Genomic DNA, 21,136 nt, shown 5'->3' on the forward strand with positions numbered 1-21,136 from the left:
CGCCCGCCGGCTGCGGGCGAGCAGCTTCCGTAACGTCGCCGGGCACGGTGCCACCGCCACCGTGGACGGTCACACCGTGCTCGTCGGCAACCTGCGCCTCATGGCCGCCGAGAAGGTCGATCTCGGCACCCTCGCCGCCGTCCGAGACCGCCTGGCCGACGCCGGCCGCACGGCCGTCCTTGCTGCCGTGGACGGGCGCGCCGTCGCCGTCGTCGCGATGGCGGACGCCGCCCGCGAGACCGCCGCGGCTGCCGTCGAGGCGCTGCACGCGCTGGGCGTCGAGGTGGTCATGCTCACCGGCGACAACGAGGCCACCGCGCGCCGGATCGCCGGGCAGCTCGGGATCGACACCGTCATCGCCGAGGTCCTCCCCGGCGACAAGGCAGAGAAGGTCGCCGAGCTCCAGCGGTCGGGCAGGCGCGTCGCGATGGTCGGCGACGGCGTGAACGACGCGCCCGCCCTGGCCACCGCTGACATCGGGATCGCGATCGGAGCCGGCACCGACGTGGCGATCGAGACGGCCGACGTCGTGCTCATGCGCTCCGACCCGCTCGACGTCCCGGTGGCGCTGCGGATCGGCCGGGGAACACTGCGCAAGATGCGGCAGAACCTCGGCTGGGCGATCGGCTACAACGCGATCGCGCTACCGATCGCCGCGGGCGTCTTCGAGCCGTCCTTCGGGATCTCGCTGAGCCCGGAGATCGCCGCCCTGTCCATGTCGGGCTCGTCGGTGATCGTGGCGGTCAACGCCCTGCTCCTGAAGCGCCTGCGGCTGCCCGCGCCACCCGACTCGCCCCGACCGGCGGTGCCGGCGGAGACCCTGGCCTGACGTCTTCGTCGGATCTTCACCGGCCATGAACGCGACGTGAGTCTGGGTCGACCACGCTGAGGGTGATGGGCACGGCGTCGAAGGGACCGGCATGGCTCACAGCAGGCGACTGATGGTGGAAGGGCTGATGAGCGCCGCATGCCTCGCCGAGGTGCTCGAGCGGGTCCGTGCGGTCGACGGCGTCACCCGGGTGGGGCTGAGCCTCAACCGAGCAGGGCGCTCACGGATGACGGTGCACTGCGCCCGCTGGGTGGAGACCGGCGAGCTGCGGCGGGCGGTGTCCTCCGCGGGCTCGTTCCACGTCGCCGAGCCAGCGCGGACCGACGGCGCTGCGCCCGTCCCGGGCCGGGTGGTCTACGCGGCGGAGCGCTTCAGCACGGGGAGCATCCAGTGATGGAGCCCGCATCGAGGCTGGCGGCCGACCTGATGCCGGTCGGCCGAGTGGTCCCTTCAACCGACGAGCCCGCGCCGGGACGCGAGACCGAAACGACCGCGGCTCCGCCAGGGGGCGTCCGGCCCGCTGTCGGCGGCGCGCCTCAGCGCCGGGGCCGCACGCGCACCGCGGGCAGCATCGTGACAGGCACGCTCGGTGCGGTCGGTGGCGTCGCGCCACACGTCCTCCACCACGTGGGGCCACTGGTCGGGACGGCGCTCGTCTCAGGGGCGGGCGGGACGGCGCTCTTCGGGCTCCTCGGCCTCGGGGCGTCCGGACCGATGCTCATCCGCCTGAAGCGCCGCGTCGGGAGCTGGTGGGCACCCGTCGTCGCGCTCGCGGTCTTCGCCCTCATGTTCGTGATCTCCTCGCTCGTCGTCGGGCCGTGGATCAGCGGGACGTCCGACCGGGCCCCCGACGAGGTGACCACCGTCGTGCACGACGACAGCCACCACGACTGACGGGCGCCCGCGCGCGACCAGGTGCGGAGCGGGTCCGATCGACGCATGATCGACCCGTGTCCCTGCCCTGTCGACGAAGGGGTGTGTGGTGACGTCGAGCTCGAAGAACTCCCGTGAGGCCAGGAGGGCGGAAGCAGCGGCCCTCAAGGCCGCGCAGGAGCAGGCGGAGCGCAGGCGGCGCCGGCTGACCATCCTGATAACGGCGGTCGTCGCTGCTGCGCTGATCGTCCCGGTCGCGATCGTCGTCGCCAACCGCGCCCAGGAGAACGCGCGACGGGACGCCGCCGCGGAGCAACCGATCGTCGGGGAGAAGGACGTCGACGTCCCCTCCGCCGGGCACGTCTCCGGCGATGTCGCCTATCCGGCGACCACGCCGACCCCCACTCCAGGAGGTGCGGAGGCCGTGGGAAGCGCGCTCCCGCCCGTGGGCGGTGACCACGACCCGACGCCGCAGAACTGCGGGTTCTACGACCAGCCCGTCCGCGACGAGAACGCCGTGCACTCGCTCGAGCACGGCGCCGTCTGGCTGACCTACCGGACGGACCTCGACGAGGCTGACGTGAGCCGGCTCAGGGAGATCGCGCAGGGCGAGCCGTACGTGCTCGTCAGCCCGTACGAGGACCTGGCGGCACCCGTCGTCGCGACGGCGTGGGGCGTGCAGCTCGAGCTGGACTCCGTCGACGACGAACGGCTCGACGCCTTCCTCACCCGCTACGTCCAGGGTGAGCAGACGCCTGAACCCGGAGCCCCCTGCAGCGGCGGCGTGGGCACGCCCGCCAGCTGAGCGGCCGTCTGAGCCCGCTCAGCGGGAGCGGCCGACGACGACACGAGGGCGGGTGTCCCGGAGCTCCGCCGGGCCACCCGCCCTCGCGCCATCTTCCTCGTCCGACGGCATGGGCAGGGCCGTCGGACGAGGCGTCACAGCGAGTTCAGGAGATTGGTCATCTCGGTGATCTCGGCGGTCTGGTCGTCGATGATCTTCTGAGCGAGGCCCGTCGCCTCGGCGTTCTCGCCCTCGCCCCGCTCGGACTCGGCCATGACGATCGCGCCCTTGTGGTGCTCGATCATGAGCTCGAGGAACCGGCGGTCGAACTCCGCGCCGCTGAGGCCGCCGAGTTCGGCCATGACGGCCGTCTGGTCCATGCCGTCCATGTCCATGCCCTCGTGACCCATGCCACCCATCTCGGCCTCGTCGGGCTGCTCCTCGCCCCACGTGTCGAGCCACCCCGACATCAGGTCGATCTCGGGCCCCTGCGCGGCGGCGATGCGTTGGCCGAGCGCTCGAACCTCCTCCGTCGTGGCCTGCTCCACCGCCAGCTCTGCCATCTCGATGGCGCCCTGGTGGTGGATGATCATCATCTGCGCGAACTCGGTGTCGGCCCCGTTGTGCGCAGCCGGGTCGTCGGCGCCGGCGGCGCTGTCGTCCTCGGTGGTGGCCTGGCTCTCGGGCGTGGCCGGGGCCTCGTCGGCGTCCGCCGAGCAGGCGGCGAGGGTGAGCGCGAGCGCGAGGGCCGCGGCGGGTGCTGCGAAGCGGCGGGTGGTCGTCATCGTGATCTCCCAGGAGTCGGTGGTGGTCTGTGGACCGGGATCAGGCGTGCTGGGTCGCGCAGCACCCGTCACCGGCGGCACCGGAGGCGGACTCCCCTCCGCAGCAGCCGCCAGCGTCGGTCGTCTCGCTCTTGCAGCAGTCGGTCACGGACCCTCCTGGATCGTCAGGGGCGCCCGATGGTCGCCGGCACCCGGTCATCCCAGCCTCGGCCATGCGCCCTGAGGATTGCCTTACCTTCTATGAAGGTTCGCTGAAGCCGGGGCCGTTCTGGGGCGGGGCCACGGCGGTGATCGTCCCCGCGAACATGCCCATCGCGCAGGTGTAGACGTAGACGCCCGGCTCGTCGAGCGTGAAGGACAGCGTGGTGACGCCGGGCTCCAGCCCCATGTAGTCGATGCCGAGGTCCGGCGCGTAGAGAGAAGCGGCACAGCTCAGCGCCTGTGAGTCGATCTCCCACTGGACGGGCACCCCGGCAAGGACCCGGGCGTCGGCCGGCTCGTAGCTCTCCGCGAGCTGGGTGGTCCGCAGGACCTGGATCCCGTCGCTGATGGTGACGTTGTCTGAGACGTCAGGAGCCGGCGCCTCACGCTCCACCGAACGACCGACCGGGGGGGAGCGGTCGTCGTCGGCTGTCCGCGCAGTGCCGTCCGTCCCCGCGCCGGCCGAGGCGGGCGGGGGCCCGGATGCCGCGGGGGCGGGGCTCGCGATCGGGTTCAGCAGGCGCACCGCGCCGGTGAGGTTCACGACCGCGAGGGCCACGACCGCCACGCCGGCGAAGCGGAAGAACGCCGTCGCGGCACCTCCGCGAACCACGGCGGTCAGCCCGCCGACGCCGAGCAGGCCCGGCATCGTGCCCAGCGCGAACAGCCCCGTGATCGTCCCGGCCCGCCACGGGCTGCCGGTCGACATCGCATACACCTGGACGGCCTGGGTGAAACCGCAGGGCAGCAGGAAGGTCGCCGCGCCGAGGAGCGCCGTCCGGCGGTCGCTGTACCTGCGGGGAGCGTCCGTGCGGACCAAGCGCGACAGGTGGGTCGGCAGGGTGAGCGCAGCGCCCGCCGACAGGCGCGGGGACACCTGGCTCAGGCGCAGGCCGACCAGGCCCATCACCACCGACACGGTGATGAGCAGCACGGCGAGAACGCGTCCGTCCAGGGCGGCGAAGGACCCGAAGGCACCGAGCACCGCGCCGAGCACCGCGAAGCCGAGCACCCGGCCCGCGTTGAAGGCCAGCTGCGGGCGGAGCCGCTGCCGCGCGGTCAGGTGCCGGTGCTGCTCGGCGTACCGGGCGGACACGGCGAGGACCACGCCACCCACCAGCGCCATGCACGTCGAGAACCCGGCCGCCACACCGACGAGGACGATCACCGCCAGGCCACCCGAGCCCGCCAGCGCGCCGGCCTGGTTCGCCAGCGAGGTCGCACCGGTCGCGCGGAGCATCACGGCGAGCAGGGCGAGGACCGCACAGGCGATCGCGACGTCCCGCCACACGCGCGGCTCGCGGCTGAGCCACGGCCGGTCCTCGCGCCCGATGTCGTACCCGGCCCGGCGGACGGCCTCGTGCAGGCGCTCGTGGGGAACCGCACCTCGTGTGCGTAACGAGACGCGCCCCCGGCGCACTGACACGGCGACACCGACGACGCCCGGGACCTTGTCCAGCGCCCGGGAGACGCGACGTTCGCAGGCCGCGCACGTCATCCCGCGCACGTCGAGCTGGACCCGCGCCATTCAGGCGCCCTCTGCCGGCGTGCGCGGTCTCGACGCCCAGGTGCGGCCGGATGTCACGCGTCCTGCTCGGTCACCTGCGACCAGGCACGGAACCGGCGCAGCCGCAGCGAGTTCGACACGACGAACACGCTCGAGAACGCCATCGCCGCCCCGGCGACCAGCGGGTTGAGCCGCCCGGACGCCGCAAGGGGGATCGCGGCCACGTTGTACGCCAGCGCCCAGAAGAGGTTGCCCTTGATCGTGCCGAGCGTCCGCCGGGCGAGGCGGATCGCGTCGGCCGCAGAGCGCAGGTCGCCGCGCACGAGGGTGAGGTCGGACGCCTCGATGGCGGCATCGGTCCCCGTGCCCATCGACAGCCCGAGGTCTGCCTGGGCGAGCGCCGCGGCGTCGTTGACGCCGTCACCGACCATGGCGACCGTCTTGCCCTCGGCCTGCAGCCGGCTCACGACGGCGACCTTCTCCTCCGGCAGGACCTCGGCGATCACCTCGTCGATGCCGAGCTGTCGGGCGACGGCCGAGGCCGCGCGGGCGTTGTCGCCCGTCAGCAGCACGGGGGTCAGGCCGAGGCTGCGGATCTGGGAGATCGCCTCCGCCGAGGTCGGCTTGACCGTGTCGGCGACCACGATGACGGCACGTGCCGACCCGTCCCACCCGACCACGACGGCCGTCCGCCCGGCCTCTTCCGCCTCGTCCAGCGCACCGGCGAGCTCGCCAGGGAGCACGAGACCGCTCTCCGCCAACCACGTGGCGCGCCCGGCAAGGACGTGCTCCCCGTCGACGTCACCCTGGACGCCCCGGCCCGGGGTGTTCTGGAACTCCGCGACGGTCCCGAGCGCGATCCCGCGCTCGACCGCGCCGTCGGCCACGGCCGCGGCGATGGGGTGCTCGGAGGCGTTCTCCAGGGTCGCCGCGAGGAAGAGTGCCCGCGTCGCGTCGACCCCGGCCGCGGGGACGACGTGCTGCAGTGCCATCTGACCGGTCGTCACGGTGCCCGTCTTGTCGAGCACGATCGTGTCGACCTTGCGGGTGGACTCGAGCACCTCCGGGCCCTTGATGAGGATGCCCAGCTGGGCGCCGCGGCCGGTGCCGACGAGCAGGGCCGTGGGCGTCGCGAGGCCGAGCGCGCACGGGCAGGCGATGATCAGCACCGCGACGGCCGCGGTGAACGCCGAGACCGCGTCGCCGGACAGGCCGAGCCAGAAGCCGAGCGTGCCGACGGACAGGGCGATGACGATCGGCACGAACACGGCGGACAGCCGGTCCGCGAGCCGCTGGACCGCGGCCTTGCCCGACTGTGCCGCCAGGACGAGGGCGGCGATCTGCGCCAGCTTGGTGTCCGCGCCCACGCGCGTCGCCTCGACGACGAGCCGACCGCCCGCGTTGATCGTCGCGCCCGTGACGGTGTCACCGGGGCCGACCTCGACCGGGACCGGCTCGCCGGTGAGCAGGGCGGCGTCGATCGCCGACGTGCCCTCGAGCACGACGCCATCGGTGGCGACCTTCTCGCCGGGCCGGACGACGAACCGGTCACCCACGGCCAGCTGGTCGATCGGGACACGTGCTTCGACCGGCCCGTCCGGGCCGTCGCGCAGGAGGGCGACCTCCTTGGCCCCGAGGTCCAGGAGCGCCTTCAGGGCGGCGCCGGACCGGCGCTTGGCGTGCGCCTCGAAGTACCGGCCGAGCAGGATGAACATCGTCAGTGCCGCGGCGATCTCCAGGTAGATCTCGTCGCTGCCCGCCCCGGGCTCGGGGAAGAGAGTGAAGCCCATCCGCATCCCCGGCATCCCGGCGTCGCCGAGGAAGAGCGCGTACACCGACCAGGCGTAAGCCGCGATCACGCCGACCGAGATGAGGGTGTCCATCGTGGCCGTCGCGTGCCGCAGGTTCTTCCACGCGGCCCGGTGGAACGGCAGCGCGCCCCACACGACCACGGGCGATGCGAGCGTGAGCGACAGCCACTGCCAGTGGTCGAACTGCGCCGCGGGGATCATGGCCATGGCCAGCGTCGGCAGCGTCAGCACGGTGGTGATCACGAGCCGCCGACGGAGTTCGGCGACCGGGTCCACCTCCGCGCTCATGTGGCGCTCACCGTCGGACGCGTCGGTGGGCGCCGGCGGCTCGGGCAGGGCGGCGGTGTAGCCGGCGTCTTCCACGGCCGCAATGAGGTCGGCGACCGTCACCGGCTCCGCGAAACGGACCGACGCCGACTCGAGCGCGAAGTTCACGCTCGCCGTGACGCCGCCGATGCGGTTGAGCTTCTTCTCGATGCGCGCCGCGCAGGAGCTGCATGTCATGCCGCCGACGACGAGGTCGACGGTCGTCTCGTCGGTGCTGGGTGCCGAGGTGGTCTCAGTGGTCACGGCTCATGCCCCCACAACGGTGCCGAGCCCGAGGGCTGCGGCGAAGACCACGACGAGGACCAGGGCGTACCCCGCCAGTCGCAGGACCGGGTTGTTCATCGCACGGCTCCCATCAGTTCGTAGCCCGCCTGGGCGACCGCGGCCCGCAGGTCCGCGAGGGCCGGCTGCTCATGGCCGCGAACATCCACCTGGCCCATCGCCAGACGAACGTTCACGTCCTCGACGCCAGGGAGAGCCGCGATCGCGGTCGCGACAGCAGCGACGGCCCGGGCACAGGACATGCCGCTCACCGCGTACGTCTGCTGAGTCATCTCTTCCCCGTTCGCCGGAAGGCGCGCGTCGACGCGCCCTGCCGCACCGTAGGCCGCAGCGGCGGGGCGGCATCAGGGCCCGAGGGCCTTTCGGCACAGGTCTTCAGCGACTCTTCATGGTGGGCGATGGGTTCTTCATCGACCGGCGGGCCGCGCCGGGCGGTCCGGGACACCCCCGGCCCGCCGGGGATCACCTTCAGCGGATCTTCATCGTTCCGGCGTCGGTTCTTGACCCCGCCGATGCACCGTGGCTACTGGCGCCGAACAACGGCGCGGCGTCGAGGTGTCGAGCGGTGAGGAGATCGCCATGGGTCCCTGGTGCGGCCAGATGGGCGTTGGCGGGTGGGTCGGGATGGTGGCGTTCTGGCTGGTGATCGTGGCCCTGGCCATCTGGGCGATCTCCCGACTGTTCCCGGTCCAGTCGGGTGGGAGTGCTCGCGCCACGCTCGACGCCCGCCTCGCGCGCGGCGACATCGACCCGGAGACGTACCGACTCATCCGTGAAGAGCTCGACGGCCTGGAGGCCGCAGGAAGGGGACCCCGATGAACGGTCACATGAAGGCCCACGGGAAGCACATGCTCGTCGGAGGCGTGGGCGTCGCGCTGCTGGCCATCGCCTTCGGCGTCGGCTGGCAGCAGGCCGTCACGTGGGGCCTGCTCCTGGCGTGCCCGCTGGGCATGATGGGCATGATGTGGTTCATGGGCCGCCAGTCGTCCGGTGGCCACCAGCACGGCGGACAGCCGGCCGACACCGCGGCGAGCTGCCACGGGCAGGGCACGGACGTCCCGACGCAGCGGGTCAGCGAGCCGTTCGTTCCGGAGCGCTGACCGGCAACGTCACGACGAAGCGCGAGCCGCGTCCGCGACCCCGGGACTCCGCGCGGACACTCCCTCCGTGCGCCTCGACGATCGCCTTGGTGATCGCCAGCCCGATCCCGGAACCACCGCTGTGACGGTCCCGCGCCGTGTCGGCCCGGTAGAAGCGCTCGAAGAGGTGGGGAAGGTGCTCGGCTGCGATCCCCTCGCCGGTGTCCGCCACCATCAGGGCCACCCCGTCCCGCACCCGAGCCGCGGCCAAGGTGACACGACCGCCCGCGGGGGTGTGCCGCAGCGCGTTGTCCACCAGGTTCCCCAGCACCTGGGCGATGCGATCGGGATCGACGGCGATCGGGGGCAGCGCCGAGGGCGGCTTGTCCAGGCAGAGATCGACCCCCGCCGCGGCGGCGCGGTCGCGGGCGGCGAGATGCGCCAGGCCGAGCACCTCGACCGGTGGCGTCTCGACCATCGCGAGCTGCAGCTCGCCGCTCTCGGCCTTCGTGACCGCCGCGAGATCCTCCGAGAGCCTCGTGAGACGCGTGCCCTGCGCGCGCAGGAGCGCGACGGTCTCTGGAGTCAGCTCCGTGATGCCGTCCTCGAGCCCCTCGAGGTAGGCGGTGAGCGTGGCGACAGGAGTCCGGACCTCGTGCGCCACATCGGCGAGGAGCCTGTGCCGCAGGCGCTCACTCGACTCGAGCCGGGCTGCCATCTGGTTGAACGCGTCCACCAGCTCCTCGAACTCGTGGCCCATGTTCGGCGTGGGGACGCGCGCCTCGTAGCGGCCACCGGCGACCTGCCGCGCCGCGGCCGTCAGGGCCGCCAGCGACGTACCGATACGCCGCGTCAGGACGAGGCTCACGGTGAGCGCGGCCACGACCGCGGTCCCGAGCGCGATCGAGAGCGCGAGCCCGCTGGCCGTCCGGAACGCGGCCTCGGCGTGCGCCACGGCCTCCTCCGCGGTTCGGGTGCCCTCGTATATGAGGTGGTCGTGGAAGATGTACGGACCCACGGCGCCCGCAACGAGCCACGCCGTCAGCGCGGCGGTGGCCAGGACCAGGGCGAGCGCGGCCAGCAGCCGACGGGCGAGCCCCCCGCCCCGCACCACGCTCACGCGCCTGTCCCGATGCGATAGCCCACCCCTCGCACCGTGCGCACGTACCGCTGCTGGTCGGCCGTGTCACCGAGCTTCTGCCGCACGTGCAGCACGTGCACATCGACGAGGTGCTCGTCCCCGACCCAGGCCCCTCCCCACACCGCCTCGATGAGCGCCGCCCGGCTCATCACGGCGTTCGGCCGGCTCGCCAGAGATGCGAGCACGTCGAACTCGGTGCGGGTCAGCGGCACGAGGTCGCCGCCGACACGCGCCTCGCGCGCGGCGACGTCGACCGTCAGGTCGCCGACCGCGATCGCCGGAGCGGCGTCGTGCGAGCGGGGCGTCGCGGCGGCGCGTGGCCGGCGGAGCATGGCGCGGATCCGCGCGACGAGCTCCCGCGGACTGAACGGCTTGGTGACGTAGTCGTCAGCACCGACGGACAGGCCGACGAGCTTGTCGATCTCCTCGGTCCGCGCCGTGAGCATGACCACGTAGCAGTCGGAGAAGGTGCGCAGCTGGCGGCACACCTCGATGCCGTCGATGCCCGGCAGACCGAGGTCGAGGACGACGACGTCCGGGTCCAGCAGGCGCGCGTGCGCCAACGCATCCTCACCGGTCAGGGCGACCTCCACCTCGAACCCGTCACGGACCAGGTAGCTCGTCACGACGTCGGCGAGCGCGGGCTCGTCGTCGACGACCAACGCGCGCGGTGCGAGGGGACCAGTCGATGTGCTCACGGCGCCATTGTCGGCCATCCGGACGGGCCGGGGACCGCCACGACCGCCGCGCGGAGCGCTCTTCATCGAACCTCAATCAAAGGGAGATCAACCGCGCGGGGCGGATGCCCGACAGTGCTGGTGTGAGCATCTCGAAGGAGTCCTCGTGAGCACAGACGCGACCCCGCAGCCGATTGCGGTGACCCTCGTGCACAGCCCGGCCTGCCACTTCTGCGACGACGCCGAGGAGGCGCTGCACGAGCTGAGCGCGGAGTACGCGATCGACGTCTCGGTGGTGTACATCGACTCACCGCTCGGCCGGACCCTCGTGGCCGTTCACCGCCCGGCGATGAACCCCCTCGTCCTGGTCGACGGCGCGTTCTTCAGCTCGGGCCGGCTGCCGCGCAAGAAGCTCATCAAGCTCCTTGAGTCGCGCGGCGCGCGGCTGGCGACGGCGGGCCGCTGACATGGGATCTGAGCTCCTGACGACGGGCAGCATCCTCGCGGCCTTCTTCGCCGGCGGGGTCGCGCTCTTCGCGCCCTGCTGCATCGTGTTCCTCGCGCCGAGCTACCTGGCCGGTGCCGTGAAGAACAGCCGCTGGCGGCTGCTGCCCCTGACGTTCGTCTTCGCCGCGGGCCTCGGCCTGGTCCTGGTCCCCATCACGCTCGGGATGAGCCTGCTTTCGGGCGCTATCGCCAAGTACCACCAGCCTCTGTACTGGGCCGGCGGCATCCTCATGTTCGCCCTCGCGGCCCTCGCGCTGTCCGGACGCATGTGGTCGATGCCGTCGATGCTCCGCGCGCCGGACACGACCCGCGGGGACAGTGCGAGCTTCTTCGCCCTGGGTGTCTTCTCGGGCATCGCGTCGAGCTGCTGCGCCCCCGTGCTGGCGGGCGTCATGACGTTGTCCGTGCTCTCCGGTTCACCCATCGGCGGGTTCGCCCTCGGCGTGGCCTACGTCTTCGGCATGGTGTTCCCGCTGTTCGTGATGGCGCTGGTCTGGGACAAGGCGAAGCTCGGGGAGAAGCGCTTCCTGCGCGCCAAGCCCGTCCGGTTCCACGTCGCCGGACGGCTCGTCGCCACGAACACGGTCAACGTCGCCGTGGCCGCCGCCTTCGTGATCATGGGGACCTTCGTCATCGCCCTCGCCGGGTCCAAGGACATGACGGGCGGGACGGCCGCCCAGGCCTGGGCGAGCGAACGCCTCACCGACGTCTTCGCCGGCGTCCAGGACTTCCTCAGCCCGGTACCGGAGTGGATCCAGGGAACCGGCATCCTCGCGATCGCCGCCGTCTTCGTCTGGGCCACGCTCGCCGAGCGACGCCTTCCCTGGCGCCGTTCCGCCCGCGAGGCAGCCGACCCCACCGCCGCCGCAACCACGGCAACCGCCGAGGAGCCGAGCTGCCACGCCACCTCGACCACCGGCCCGGCCACGGCCGCCGGCCCCGACCACAAGGACTGACATGACTTCCGGAACCGCGATCAGGCGCCAGGCCGAGCGCCAGGAGCAGCTCGAGCAGGTGCGCAAGGAGCAGCAGGCGGCGCAGCGCAAACGGACCCTGATCCTGCGAATCGCCTCGCTGTCCGCCGTCCTCGTACTGATCGGCGTCGTCGTGGCCGCCCTGCTGTCAGCCCGCCCCGAGACGAGCAGCGAGGCGATCGACGCGACGCCGTTCACCCTCCCGATGAGCGACGGCTCCACCGTCTCGCTCTCCGACTACGCCGGCAGCCCCGTGATCCTGTACTTCAACGAGGGCGCCGGCTGCGACTCCTGCCTGGTCCAGATGGCGAAGATCGAGCAGGAGCCGGGCTTCGCCGAGGCCGGCATCGCGGTGCTGCCGATCGTGATGAACTCGGCCGACCAGATCAACGACGAACGGGAGCGGTTGGGCGTCGAGGCTCCGTTCGCCCTGGACGACGGCACCGTCTCCGAGGCGTACGGGACGTTGGGCACCGGCATGCACGAGGGCCTGCCAGGTCACGGCTTCATCCTGATCGACGCCGACGGCGTCCAGCGCTGGTACGGCAACTACCCGTCGATGTGGCTGGACCCGACCGAGCTGCTGGACATCGCGCTCGACAAGCTCTGACCTTCCCGCGGCGGCGCGGTGCCCGGGCATGCCCGGCGCCGCGCCGTCGTCGTCTCCATGGCTCTGCGACCCCTTCATTCCCGTTCCGAGGCAGCACGAGGAGGCAGCGATGGCGATTTTCACCACCAGGACCGCGACGGATCCCGTGTGCGGAACGGTGGTGCGCGTGGCGCGGGCGGCCGGTGCCGCGTACTACCGAGGTCAGGAGCTCTTCTTCTGCGCCAACCACTGCGGCGCCACGTTCGCCGCCGATCCCGACCGGTACGTGGCCGCGCCCTCCGCCCCGTCATGTCGCCCCTGAGCCGGCTCGGGAGCCCCACCGCGGCGTCGCCCGGCGGCGGCGCGCCCCAGGTCCCGGCCACCACCCCGGTGGCCGAGGTCGAAGCGACCATCACGAGAAGGAGTGCCCCATGCACCACGACCACGACCACGACAGCGCGGCGACGGCCGTCGACCCCGTCTGCGGCATGACCGTCGACCCAGCGACCGCGGCGGCGACGCGCGAGCACGACGGGGTCACGTTCTTCTTCTGCTCGCTTGGTTGCGCGAAGGCGTTCGACGCCGACCCGCACCGGTACGGGCACCCGACGGCCTGACGCCAGGAACGGCTGAAGGGACGACTCGTCAGGAGCTGAAGCTCGCCATGCCCGGCCGCGGCGGTACTGCGCGGCCGGGCATAGTCGCCTACGGCCGCGCCTCCGCCGCGTCGGCCTTCGTCCTCCCTACCCGGCGTGTGCGTGGGAGTGCCCGTGCGGCTCCACGTCGCGGTGCCTGTGCCGTGCACGCACGGCCGGCTGCGCCGTGACGACCAGGACCGAGATGAGCGTCGTCAGAGGGATCGCGAGGACGAGGCCGATCGACCCGACTGCGGTCCGCGCGATCTCCTCGGCGAACTCACCCGACGTGATCGTCGGGATGAGCGGGCGCTGGTACACCTGCAGCAGCAGCATCACCGGCAGCGCGGCACCCGCGTACGCGAAGGCCATCGTGTACACCGTTGACGCGATGTGGTCCCGGCCGATGCGCATCCCTCGCGAGAACAGCGTGCGGCGCGACGCCCCCGGGTCGGACTCCCGCAGCTCCCACACTGCGGAGGCCTGGGTGATCGTGACGTCGTTGAGGACTCCGAGCCCGGCGAGGATGACGCCGGCGAGGAAGATGCCCCTCAGGCCACCCTCGGTGAGGTGTCCGGTCAGAAGGGCCAGCTGGTATGTGTCCTCTCCGTTGATCCCGTCGAGGTGGGCCATCCGCGCGGCGACGGTGCCGAGTCCGGCGGTCACCCCGAGCCCGACGAGAGTCCCCAGCAGCGCCGTCGTCGTGCGGTGCGAGAAGCCGTGGGCGAGGTAGAGCACCACGAACATGATCGCCGACGACGCGACCAGACCGACCAGCGCGGGATCGCCTCCTTCCAAGAGCGCCGGGAGCATGAACGGCCCGATGATCGCGAATGCGAAGCCCAGCCCGAGGAGCGAGCGCAGCCCCCGCATCCCGGCGACGGCGATCACGACGATGGCGTACGCACCGGAGAGGGCGCCGAGCGGCAGTGCCCGGTTGAAGTCCTGCCACACCCAGATCGCAGGCTCGGTCTCCGTCGCCGGGTAGCGGACCAGGACGATGGGCGTGCCCGGAGACAGCTCGCCGACGGGCACCGTCGTGGGCGAGTAGACCTGCACCTCGAGCCCTCGTTCCGCGCCCTCGGTGACGCGCGCCACCACGTCGCCGCAGGGCACGGTCGGCGGGATCGTCCCGTCCGGTCGCCTGTCCTCGTTGGCGCCCTCGCAGTCCACCGGGCGCGCGGAGACCACCTCCGCATCACGGAACTCGGCCCCGACGTCGACGATCCCCGCGTCAGGGATCTCTCCGTCGGGCCAGAGGGCGATGAGGCCGACCCCGGTCGCGATCGCGAGCGGGACGAGCACGAGGGCGAGGATCACGCCCGGACTGCGGAACGATGTGCGGCTTCCGGTCACGCTCCATGGTCCCTGGCCAGGAGGCGGCGAACGCCTCCCAGGCGGCCCCTGCGGTGAACCTTCATCGAAGGTTGACCGACTCTCACCCATTCGTGCCGGGAAACGCCCGCAGCATCGACAGACCGGACAACAAGCGGGAGCCGCCAGATGGTCGTCAGCACCCTCGTCACGGCGACCACACGCCTGCCCGCGGGTGACTGTCAGGGGTTCATCCACCGCCACCAGCCGGTGATCGTCGCGGCGGCCGGCGGTGCCGTCACGGAGCTGGCGTTCTCCGAGCTCTCCCTGTGGCCGGCCGCGGTCCTCGGCGTCGCGCTCCTCGTACACGGACTCGACCCGCGCCAACGGGTCCGCCACGGCGCGCTCCTCGGGCTTGTCTGGGGGCTGGCGTTCTTCCTGCCGCACCTGTGGTGGGCGAACGAGGCGGTCGGTCCCCTGCCATGGTTCGCGCTCGCGACACTGGAGGCGGCCCTCGTGGCTTCCGGTGCAGCGGCCGCGACGGTGGTCCTGACGCTGCGCCACGTCCGGAGGCATGTCGCACTCGGTGCAGCGGCGTTCGGAGCGGTCTGGGCGGCGTCGGAGCAGCTGCGCCAGGTCTGGCCGTTCGGCGGCTTCCCATGGGGGCGGCTGGCGTTCTCGCAGGTGGACGGACCACTGCTGCCGCTGGCTCCCGTCGGCGGGGCACCGTTGGTCTCCTTCGTGGTGGCCGGACTCGGGTACGCGATGAGCGCGGCGTTCACGTCGTTGCGTGCGAGCGACCGAGCCGCCTTCGCCCGCGTCGTCGCGGCGGCGACGGTGACCGTGGCGGCCAGCGCCCTGGTTCCCCTGCCGACCGCACCGGAGACCGGCACCCTGCAGGTGGCTGCGGTCCAGGGAAACGTCTCGACACCTGGGCTCGACGCCTTCGCTCAGGCCCGCGAGGTGCTCGACAACCATGTCGTCGCCACGCGAGCCCTGGCCACTGACGGGCTCGCGGACGGCCTTGACGTGGTCCTATGGCCGGAGAACGCCACGGACATCAACCCGCGCGTTGACCCTGATGCCGCCCGAGCCATCGACGACGTCGCCTCTGCCCTGGGGGCCCCGATACTGCTGGGCACCGATCGGCACACGGACGGCGCCCGGTACAACGAGATGGTGCTCTGGGAGCCGGGCACAGGTGCGACGTTCGCCTACGCGAAGCAGGTCCCTGCCCCCTTCGGCGAGTACATCCCGTTCCGGCCGTTCTTCCGGCTGTTCTCGGCCGATGTCGATCGGGTCCGCGTCGACATGGCACGAGGCGGCGAGCCGGCCGTGGTTCCGGTCCCCGTCGCACGTCTGGGGCGCACCGTCGTGGCAGCGACCCCGATCTGCTTCGAGGTCGCCTACGACGCGGTCGTTCGAGCAGCGGTCCTCGAGGGCGCAGAGGTGCTCGTCGTGCCGACGAACAACGCCTCTTTCGGGTTCACCGCCGAGTCCGTGCAGCAGCTCGGCATGTCCCGGTTCCGTGCGGCAGAGCACGGCCGTGCCACCATCCAGATCTCCACGGTCGGCGTCAGTGCGGTGATCGCGCCCGACGGGGCACTCATCGAGCGCACGTCACTGTTCACGCAGGACCGCCTGGTGGCGGCCCTTCCGCTGCGCGGCACGTTGACGTTGAGCGACCGCATCGGCGACGCCCCCGCCACGGCTGCTGTGGTCGCCGCCCTCCTGCTCACCGTGCTCGGCCTCCGCGCCCACCGACGCGGCCACTCCGAATGACCGCGCGGAGGAGCCACGCGCGAGCGACACGTCGCGCGCGCGCCGTGGTGCCTAGAGGAAGGTCTCCGGGTCGACGGTTCGCCCGTCCACATAGACCTCGAAGTGCAGATGACACGCGGTCGACGTCCCCGTGGTCCCGGAGTAACCGATCACCTGCCCGCGGCTCACGCTGTCGCCACTTCGAACTGCGAACTTCGACAGGTGGTTGTAGCTCGTCAGGAGCGACGCGCCGTCGCGGTACCCGTGGTTGAGCATCACCTGGTTGCCGAAGCCGCCCATCGGCTTGGCCCACTGCACCGTCCCGGACTCGGCGGCGATGATCGGGTTGCCGCAATAGGCACGAAAGTCGGTCCCCGCGTGCAGCTTGCGGTAGCCGTAGATGGGGTGGATCCGCCAACCGTACGGAGAGGTGATGACCGGAGGGTCCGACGGAACCGGCGGGCCCAGCATGCCTCCACTGGCAGGCCATCCGGACGAGGGCGTGCTCGGCGGGGCCGCCGGGGGGCGGTTGGCCGCCTGCTCCCGGAGAACTGCAGCGATCTCGGCCGCGAGTGCTGCCTGCTGCGCTTCGTACTGGGCCTTGCGGGCCAGCTGGGCGTCGCGTTGAGCCTCGATCGCGTCAGCGCGGGTGCGTTGGTCGACGAGGAGCCGTTCCAGCTCGACGCGCCTCTCTTCCGCCCGCGCAGCCTCTTCCGCAGCCCGCTCGACGAGCACGTCCATCGCGGCGTCGAGGTCGGCGATCTCGGCACGCACCGCCGCCAGCCGGCGACCTTGGTTCCGCTCCACGGCCGCTAGCTGCTCCGCTTCGCGAAGGGCGGTCGACTGAAGGCGGCCCGCGAGCTTCGCCGCCTCGGCGCGCGCGAGGAAGTCGGATCGCGAGTCGGCCTCGACCACGACGCGGACGGGAGTGAGCGACAGCTCTCCTCGGTAGGCCTGCCGCGCCGTCTCCCCGAGCGCTGCGCGAACCTCGGCGGTCCGCGCAGCGTTGGCCTCGAGGGCATCCGCGACGCGGCGCTCCTCGGCCCCGGCGGCGTCCAGCCGCTGCTGGAGGATCGCTGACTCGGCGGTCAGTCGGGCGAGCTCTCCGGCCGCGCGCTCGTAGGCGGCCTGCGCCTCGGGGAGCTGAGCCTCGATCGCCGTCAGCTCGGCGAAGGCCTGGACGAGCGCTGCATCCGTGTCCTCGAGCAGCTCGTCGATGTCGCCCAGAGCGTCGGTCACAGCGTCCTGCTCCGCCTCGGCCTGAGCGCGACGATCGTCGTACTCGTCCGCCGATGCAGGGCCGACCAGCGCAAGGCCGGCGACTAGGGCGACCGCGATCCCGAGCGGGACGCATCGGCGCGATGTGATCACCGCGAGAGGACCTCGGCGGTCTCGCGAGGCGTCGTCGGTGCGCTCTCGGTCGCCGGCCGACGGCCGGCGGCGGCCCAGAGACCGACTCCGGCGAGCATGCTCGCCACCGCCCACAGCTGCGGCTGGGTCAGGCCGAGCAGCACCGGGTCGTTGATGCGCAGGAACTCGACGACGAACCGGGAGAGGCCGCTGCCCAGGAGGTAGAGGGCGAACGTCCGGGTGGGGTCGGCGCGGCGCCAGTACTGCCAGAGCACGACCGCGAGCAGGGCCGCAGCGATCGCCTCGTAGAGGGGCGTGGGATGGACGGGGACGTCGGTCGCGACCACGCCGCTCGGGAACGCCATGCCCCACGGCAGGTCGGTCGGCCTGCCGTACGTTCCGTCGCCCGAGATGAGGCAGCCGAGGCGTCCGACGGCGTAGGCCGCGCTCAGGGGAGCCGCCATCGCGCCGGCAACCTGCGCCAGTGGGAGCCCGTGCCTGCGAACGATCACGAGTGCGGCGGCGACCCCACCGATGAGCCCCCCGTACCAGGTGAAGCCCATCCCGCCGAGGTGGTGCATCGTGATGTTCGGCGCCTGCTCGAGCAGGTAGTAGATCTTGCCGCCCACGAACCCCCACACGGTCGCCCACATCGCCAGGGAGTACGCCGAGTCGCGCGGCAGGTTCCGCTGCTCGAATGCCCAAGCGAGGAGGAGTCCCCCGATCACTGCGGCGAGCACCTTGCTGACGCCGTAGGTCTGGACGTCGAAGCCGAGGATGCTGAAGAGGACGGGTCGCACGGTGCCTCCGAGGACGAGCTTTGCGTGGTCTCGACTCTCGGGCGCCAAGGCTGAGAACTGGCGTCACGTTTCATGAAGGTTCGCTCAAGGAACCGCTCCGGGGCTTCCGCTGGGGGCGGTGCCTCTGCTTACCGTGGTCCAGCCCCGCCGCTCGGTGGGGCGCCGAGGCGGTACGCCGAGTCCTGCCGCCCGCCCCGGCCCACGACCACGAGGCGGCAGGAGCGGGGGACCCATCCTCGGGCGCACCAGCGTCCTCGGGGTGAAGCCGGCGTCCCATGCGGGCCCGGCCGGGTGTTCTCCCACCCGAACCCGACAGCTCACCTCGCAGGCGGCAGGAGGCACCACGTGTCTGAGCCGACCCCTCGTGCGCGCCACCGGGCCGCATCCCGCCCCCAGACGGCCCTGGACGACGCGGCACGCACGCTCGTCGTCCGGGCGACAGCTGCGGGACGCCGCTACGGCGTCGCCCTGGCGTCGTCCGGCCTCATCATGTCCGTCGCCGCACCCGCGACTGCCGCCGTTCCCGCCGACCACCCGGTCGAGGGCGTGCAGTCGGTCGACGTCGCCCAGCTCACCGCGCAGGCTCGTTCGGCACTGGCGACGTCGGTGGCCGTCTCCGTCCCGACCGAGGCCCAGCCGTGGACGTTCGAGGCGCCGGCGCTCACCGTCACCGCCAACCCGAAGCCCGAGCCGGTCGCACCGCGCCCGCCGGCTGCTTCCCGCTCCGAGGTGCGCGCACAGGCGCCGTCCGGCGGAGCGATCCCGGCATCGGCGGCAGGGAGCGCCGTCATCGAGATCGCCGCGAGGTACGTCGGCGTTGCCTACGTCTACGGCGGGACCACTCCCGACGGCTTCGACTGCTCCGGGTTCACGGCGTACGTCTACGCGCAGCTCGGGATCACGTTGTCGCGCGTGTCAGGGGATCAGCGGTACGACGGCGTAGAGGTCCCGCGGGATCAGGCACAGCCCGGCGACCTGGTGTGGAGCCCCGGGCACGTGGGGATCTACGCGGGAGACAACATGATGATCGACTCCCCGAGGCCCGGGAAGAGCGTCCAGTTCCGGGAGATGTGGCAGACGAACCCGATCTTCATCCGCGTCACCGGGTGACCAGGCGCACCTCAGGGGGTGAGGCGCCGTAGGGCGTCGGCGCCGGTGGGGACTTCGCCCTGCCAGGGCACCACGACGGGGCGCCGGGGGCTCGCGACGGTCATCTCCAGGAGCCAGCGGGCCTCGTCGGCGGCCCGGGCGCGCAGCACGGGGTCGGTGGGCGACGCGGCGGCGAGGGAGGAGTTGGCGACCCAGGTCCACGGCCGCAGGCCTGAGCGGGCGAGGTCGTCCTGCAGGGCCAGCGCCTCGTGCACCGGCGTCGCTTCGGGCAGGGCCACCAGGACGATGCGGGTGCGCCGCTCGTCGGCGAGGGCGGCGAACAGCGAGGTCGCGGCGTCGTCGGCGCGGTCACGGCGGGCGCTGGCCTGGCGGGCAAAGCTCTGCGAGGACTCCAGCAGGAGCAGCGTGTGCCCTGTGGGGGCGGTGTCGATGACAACGAACCGACCCGCGGCCTCGGCGACGGTGCGGGCGAAGGCGTGGAAGACCGCGACCTCCTCCGTGCAAGGAGAGCGCAGGTCCTCGGTCAGCAGGTCGCGCGCAGCGTCATCGAGGCCGGAGCCCGCGGTGGACAGCACGTGCTCGGTCCAGGCCGCGGTCTCGGCCGCCGGGTCCAGGCGCGTCACCTCGAGATTGGCCGGCGGGTCGGGCAGGACGCCGGTGACGTGCGCCGCGGGGTCGGTGGTGGTGAGCGTGACCGGCAGCCCCTGGTCCGCGAGGGCGAGGGCGATGGCGGCGGCGATCGTCGTCTTGCCGACACCGCCCTTGCCCATCGTCATGACGATGCAGGGCTCGCCGTCGGCCAGGTCGGCGATGAGGTCGCACAGGCGGTCCAGCTCCGGTGCGGCGACGGTGTCGTCGGCGTCCGGCGCAGGGGTGCCGGCGAGGGCGGCGCGCAGCGCCTCGACGCCGATCGGGGCGCGTGCGAACAGCGGGACGGTGTCGACGGAGGCCGCGCTGCCGAGGGTGTCCGGCATCGCGGCGAGGGCGGCGGCCTCCCGGTCGCGGCGGGCAAGGGCGATGGGGTCGCTCAGCACGGGGTCGCTGAGCACCCCGTTGACGATCAGCCGCTGGCTCGTCATGCCGAGGTCGGCGAGGTCGCGGCTGGCCCGGTCGGCCTCGGCCAGGGACGACGCCTCGGCGCGCGTCACGAGGACGACGGTGGTCCGGTCCGGGTCGCGCAGGGCGGCGAGGCTGGCGGCGTAGGACTCCTGCGCGTGCCCGAGCGCCGACACCGGGCCGACGCAGGTGACGCCCGCGGTGTTGGTCTCCAGGAACCCGGTCCACGCGGCGGGCAGCGCGAGGAGGCGCAGGGTGTGCCCCGTGGGCGCGGTGTCGAAGACGACGTGGTCGTAGCTGGCCGCGATCTCAGGGCTGGTGAGCAGCGTGACGAACTCGTTGAACGCCGCCACCTCGACCGTGCAGGAACCCGAGAGCTCCTCCTCGATCGACGCGACGGCGTCGGCGGGCAGCACGGCCCGGTACGGGCCCACCACGCGCTCCCGGTACTCCGCAGCCGCCGCAGCCGGGTCGATGTCCACCACGTCCAGGCCGGAGACCCCGGGCAGCGGTGCGGGCGACCCGACGACCTGCTCCGACATGCCGAAGACCTCTGCGAGGTTGCTCGCAGGGTCCGTCGACACGATCAGCACCCGGCGCCCGGCATCCGCCAGGGCGATCGCCGTCGCGGCGGCGCAGGAGGTCTTCCCGACCCCGCCCTTGCCGGTGAAGAACAGGTACGGCGTCGACGCGCCCAACACCCCGGGGAGAAGCTTGGGCTCGGCCGTGACCGGTGCGGTCATC

23 protein-coding genes and 1 riboswitch are annotated in these 21,136 nt (G+C 72.4%); of the genes, 13 read left to right on the forward strand and 10 right to left on the reverse strand.

The features are described 5' to 3' along the window. From AFE02nite_RS10040 to AFE02nite_RS10055, 4 genes are all read left to right on the forward strand, one after another. The coding region (locus AFE02nite_RS10040; protein ID WP_146819575.1) for an HAD-IC family P-type ATPase at nucleotides 1-829 on the forward strand (829 nt) is incomplete at its 5' end. Between the two features lie 127 nt (nucleotides 830-956). Continuing rightward, nucleotides 957-1,223 carry a hypothetical protein gene (locus AFE02nite_RS10045; protein ID WP_034243256.1) on the forward strand — a complete coding sequence of 89 codons (267 nt, stop codon included), beginning with the start codon at nucleotides 957-959 and terminating at the stop codon, nucleotides 1,221-1,223. A gap of 179 nt (nucleotides 1,224-1,402) precedes the next feature. Next, entirely contained in the window at nucleotides 1,403-1,723 is a 321-nt protein-coding gene (locus AFE02nite_RS10050) for a hypothetical protein (protein ID WP_146819576.1), read from the forward strand. Nucleotides 1,724-1,811: 88 nt separating this feature from the next. Further along, nucleotides 1,812-2,507, forward strand: coding sequence for a DUF3105 domain-containing protein (locus AFE02nite_RS10055; protein WP_034243334.1), 696 nt, complete (start codon nucleotides 1,812-1,814; stop codon nucleotides 2,505-2,507). A 134-nt stretch (nucleotides 2,508-2,641) separates the two neighbouring features. Here AFE02nite_RS10055 and AFE02nite_RS10060 read toward each other — a convergent pair whose 3' ends face one another. The 4 genes from AFE02nite_RS10060 to AFE02nite_RS10075 all read right to left on the reverse strand — a co-directional run bounded on the left by AFE02nite_RS10060 (nucleotide 2,642) and on the right by AFE02nite_RS10075 (nucleotide 7,671). Then, nucleotides 2,642-3,271 (reverse strand): DUF305 domain-containing protein, encoded by a 630-nt coding sequence (locus AFE02nite_RS10060; protein ID WP_034243258.1) that lies wholly within the window; start codon nucleotides 3,269-3,271, stop codon nucleotides 2,642-2,644. A gap of 238 nt (nucleotides 3,272-3,509) precedes the next feature. Further along, a complete protein-coding gene (locus tag AFE02nite_RS10065; RefSeq protein ID WP_034243261.1) occupies nucleotides 3,510-5,000 on the reverse strand; it encodes an urease accessory protein UreH domain-containing protein in 1,491 nt (496 codons plus the stop codon). 53 nt (nucleotides 5,001-5,053) lie between these two features. Then, on the reverse strand, nucleotides 5,054-7,294 hold the full coding sequence (locus tag AFE02nite_RS10070) for a heavy metal translocating P-type ATPase (RefSeq protein ID WP_146819616.1): 2,241 nt from the start codon (nucleotides 7,292-7,294) through the stop codon (nucleotides 5,054-5,056). A 161-nt stretch (nucleotides 7,295-7,455) separates the two neighbouring features. Next, nucleotides 7,456-7,671: a heavy-metal-associated domain-containing protein gene (locus AFE02nite_RS10075; protein WP_034243265.1), complete on the reverse strand. Its 216-nt coding sequence runs from the start codon at nucleotides 7,669-7,671 to the stop codon at nucleotides 7,456-7,458. Between the two features lie 307 nt (nucleotides 7,672-7,978). On the opposite strand from AFE02nite_RS10075, the gene AFE02nite_RS10080 reads away from it, so the two are divergent. Together AFE02nite_RS10080 and AFE02nite_RS10085 are read left to right on the forward strand one after the other, a co-directional pair. Next, complete coding sequence (locus AFE02nite_RS10080) at nucleotides 7,979-8,218, forward strand: hypothetical protein (RefSeq protein ID WP_034243337.1); 240 nt, start codon at nucleotides 7,979-7,981, stop codon at nucleotides 8,216-8,218. Next, the gene (locus AFE02nite_RS10085) at nucleotides 8,215-8,499 is read left to right on the forward strand and encodes a DUF2933 domain-containing protein (RefSeq protein WP_034243267.1); all 285 of its coding nucleotides are present in this window, start codon (nucleotides 8,215-8,217) and stop codon (nucleotides 8,497-8,499) included. The genes AFE02nite_RS10080 and AFE02nite_RS10085 overlap by 4 nt, the downstream gene beginning before the upstream one ends. On the opposite strand, the gene AFE02nite_RS10090 is transcribed toward AFE02nite_RS10085, so the two are convergent. Beyond that, complete coding sequence (locus AFE02nite_RS10090; protein ID WP_034243270.1) at nucleotides 8,471-9,598, reverse strand: sensor histidine kinase; 1,128 nt, start codon at nucleotides 9,596-9,598, stop codon at nucleotides 8,471-8,473. The genes AFE02nite_RS10085 and AFE02nite_RS10090 overlap by 29 nt on opposite strands. Next, complete coding sequence (locus AFE02nite_RS10095) at nucleotides 9,595-10,335, reverse strand: response regulator transcription factor (protein ID WP_146819617.1); 741 nt, start codon at nucleotides 10,333-10,335, stop codon at nucleotides 9,595-9,597. The genes AFE02nite_RS10090 and AFE02nite_RS10095 overlap by 4 nt, the downstream gene beginning before the upstream one ends. A gap of 127 nt (nucleotides 10,336-10,462) precedes the next feature. On the opposite strand from AFE02nite_RS10095, the gene AFE02nite_RS10100 reads away from it, so the two are divergent. From AFE02nite_RS10100 to AFE02nite_RS10120, 5 genes are all read left to right on the forward strand, one after another. After that, nucleotides 10,463-10,762, forward strand: coding sequence for a glutaredoxin family protein (locus tag AFE02nite_RS10100; protein ID WP_034243272.1), 300 nt, complete (start codon nucleotides 10,463-10,465; stop codon nucleotides 10,760-10,762). A gap of 1 nt (nucleotide 10,763) precedes the next feature. Continuing rightward, on the forward strand, nucleotides 10,764-11,759 hold the full coding sequence (locus tag AFE02nite_RS10105) for a cytochrome c biogenesis CcdA family protein (RefSeq protein WP_052113365.1): 996 nt from the start codon (nucleotides 10,764-10,766) through the stop codon (nucleotides 11,757-11,759). 1 nt (nucleotide 11,760) lies between these two features. Continuing rightward, complete coding sequence (locus AFE02nite_RS10110; RefSeq protein WP_034243275.1) at nucleotides 11,761-12,387, forward strand: peroxiredoxin family protein; 627 nt, start codon at nucleotides 11,761-11,763, stop codon at nucleotides 12,385-12,387. A gap of 109 nt (nucleotides 12,388-12,496) precedes the next feature. Next, nucleotides 12,497-12,688, forward strand: a complete 192-nt coding sequence (locus AFE02nite_RS10115) for a YHS domain-containing protein (protein WP_034243278.1) — start codon at nucleotides 12,497-12,499, stop codon at nucleotides 12,686-12,688. Between the two features lie 109 nt (nucleotides 12,689-12,797). Beyond that, nucleotides 12,798-12,983, forward strand: a complete 186-nt coding sequence (locus AFE02nite_RS10120; RefSeq protein ID WP_034243280.1) for a YHS domain-containing protein — start codon at nucleotides 12,798-12,800, stop codon at nucleotides 12,981-12,983. Nucleotides 12,984-13,109: 126 nt separating this feature from the next. Here the strand turns inward: AFE02nite_RS10120 and AFE02nite_RS10125 are convergent, their stop codons facing one another. Further along, nucleotides 13,110-14,321, reverse strand: a complete 1,212-nt coding sequence (locus AFE02nite_RS10125; RefSeq protein WP_261765570.1) for a YibE/F family protein — start codon at nucleotides 14,319-14,321, stop codon at nucleotides 13,110-13,112. 183 nt (nucleotides 14,322-14,504) lie between these two features. Here AFE02nite_RS10125 and lnt point away from each other — a divergent pair, with 183 nt between their 5' ends. Continuing rightward, nucleotides 14,505-16,097 (forward strand): apolipoprotein N-acyltransferase, encoded by a 1,593-nt coding sequence (gene lnt, locus AFE02nite_RS10130; RefSeq protein ID WP_052113367.1) that lies wholly within the window; start codon nucleotides 14,505-14,507, stop codon nucleotides 16,095-16,097. Nucleotides 16,098-16,148: 51 nt separating this feature from the next. Here lnt and AFE02nite_RS10135 read toward each other — a convergent pair whose 3' ends face one another. Both AFE02nite_RS10135 and AFE02nite_RS10140 read right to left on the reverse strand, forming a co-directional pair. Continuing rightward, entirely contained in the window at nucleotides 16,149-17,447 is a 1,299-nt protein-coding gene (locus AFE02nite_RS10135; RefSeq protein ID WP_052113368.1) for a M23 family metallopeptidase, read from the reverse strand. Next, nucleotides 17,444-18,226 carry a prolipoprotein diacylglyceryl transferase gene (locus AFE02nite_RS10140; protein ID WP_052113369.1) on the reverse strand — a complete coding sequence of 261 codons (783 nt, stop codon included), beginning with the start codon at nucleotides 18,224-18,226 and terminating at the stop codon, nucleotides 17,444-17,446. Before AFE02nite_RS10140 ends, AFE02nite_RS10135 begins: the two co-directional genes overlap by 4 nt. A 221-nt stretch (nucleotides 18,227-18,447) precedes the next feature. Continuing rightward, nucleotides 18,448-18,552: riboswitch (cyclic di-AMP (ydaO/yuaA leader) on the forward strand. Nucleotides 18,553-18,571: 19 nt separating this feature from the next. On the opposite strand from AFE02nite_RS10140, the gene AFE02nite_RS10145 reads away from it, so the two are divergent. Then, nucleotides 18,572-19,336 carry a C40 family peptidase gene (locus AFE02nite_RS10145; protein WP_034243285.1) on the forward strand — a complete coding sequence of 255 codons (765 nt, stop codon included), beginning with the start codon at nucleotides 18,572-18,574 and terminating at the stop codon, nucleotides 19,334-19,336. A gap of 11 nt (nucleotides 19,337-19,347) precedes the next feature. Here AFE02nite_RS10145 and arsA read toward each other — a convergent pair whose 3' ends face one another. Next, a complete protein-coding gene (gene arsA / locus AFE02nite_RS10150) occupies nucleotides 19,348-21,135 on the reverse strand; it encodes an arsenical pump-driving ATPase (RefSeq protein ID WP_052113370.1) in 1,788 nt (595 codons plus the stop codon). Nucleotide 21,136 lies beyond the last annotated feature (1 nt).

Source organism: Actinotalea fermentans (genome assembly GCF_007991475.1).
Lineage (GTDB): Bacteria > Actinomycetota > Actinomycetes > Actinomycetales > Cellulomonadaceae > Actinotalea > Actinotalea fermentans.

Excerpts from the sequence above, each read along its gene's own strand:
- AFE02nite_RS10045 (WP_034243256.1), top strand. The coding sequence starts at position 957 with ATGAGCGCCGCATGCCTCGCCGAGGTGCTCGAGCGGGTCCGTGCGGTC.
- AFE02nite_RS10060 (WP_034243258.1), bottom strand. The coding sequence starts at position 3,271 with ATGACGACCACCCGCCGCTTCGCAGCACCCGCCGCGGCCCTCGCGCTC.
- AFE02nite_RS10065 (WP_034243261.1), bottom strand. The coding sequence starts at position 5,000 with ATGGCGCGGGTCCAGCTCGACGTGCGCGGGATGACGTGCGCGGCCTGC.
- AFE02nite_RS10070 (WP_146819616.1), bottom strand. The coding sequence starts at position 7,294 with ATGACATGCAGCTCCTGCGCGGCGCGCATCGAGAAGAAGCTCAACCGC.
- AFE02nite_RS10075 (WP_034243265.1), bottom strand. The coding sequence starts at position 7,671 with ATGACTCAGCAGACGTACGCGGTGAGCGGCATGTCCTGTGCCCGGGCC.
- AFE02nite_RS10080 (WP_034243337.1), top strand. The coding sequence starts at position 7,979 with ATGGGTCCCTGGTGCGGCCAGATGGGCGTTGGCGGGTGGGTCGGGATG.
- AFE02nite_RS10085 (WP_034243267.1), top strand. The coding sequence starts at position 8,215 with ATGAACGGTCACATGAAGGCCCACGGGAAGCACATGCTCGTCGGAGGC.
- AFE02nite_RS10095 (WP_146819617.1), bottom strand. The coding sequence starts at position 10,335 with ATGGCCGACAATGGCGCCGTGAGCACATCGACTGGTCCCCTCGCACCG.
- AFE02nite_RS10105 (WP_052113365.1), top strand. The coding sequence starts at position 10,764 with ATGGGATCTGAGCTCCTGACGACGGGCAGCATCCTCGCGGCCTTCTTC.
- AFE02nite_RS10110 (WP_034243275.1), top strand. The coding sequence starts at position 11,761 with ATGACTTCCGGAACCGCGATCAGGCGCCAGGCCGAGCGCCAGGAGCAG.
- AFE02nite_RS10115 (WP_034243278.1), top strand. The coding sequence starts at position 12,497 with ATGGCGATTTTCACCACCAGGACCGCGACGGATCCCGTGTGCGGAACG.
- AFE02nite_RS10120 (WP_034243280.1), top strand. The coding sequence starts at position 12,798 with ATGCACCACGACCACGACCACGACAGCGCGGCGACGGCCGTCGACCCC.
- lnt (WP_052113367.1), top strand. The coding sequence starts at position 14,505 with ATGGTCGTCAGCACCCTCGTCACGGCGACCACACGCCTGCCCGCGGGT.
- arsA (WP_052113370.1), bottom strand. The coding sequence starts at position 21,135 with ATGACCGCACCGGTCACGGCCGAGCCCAAGCTTCTCCCCGGGGTGTTG.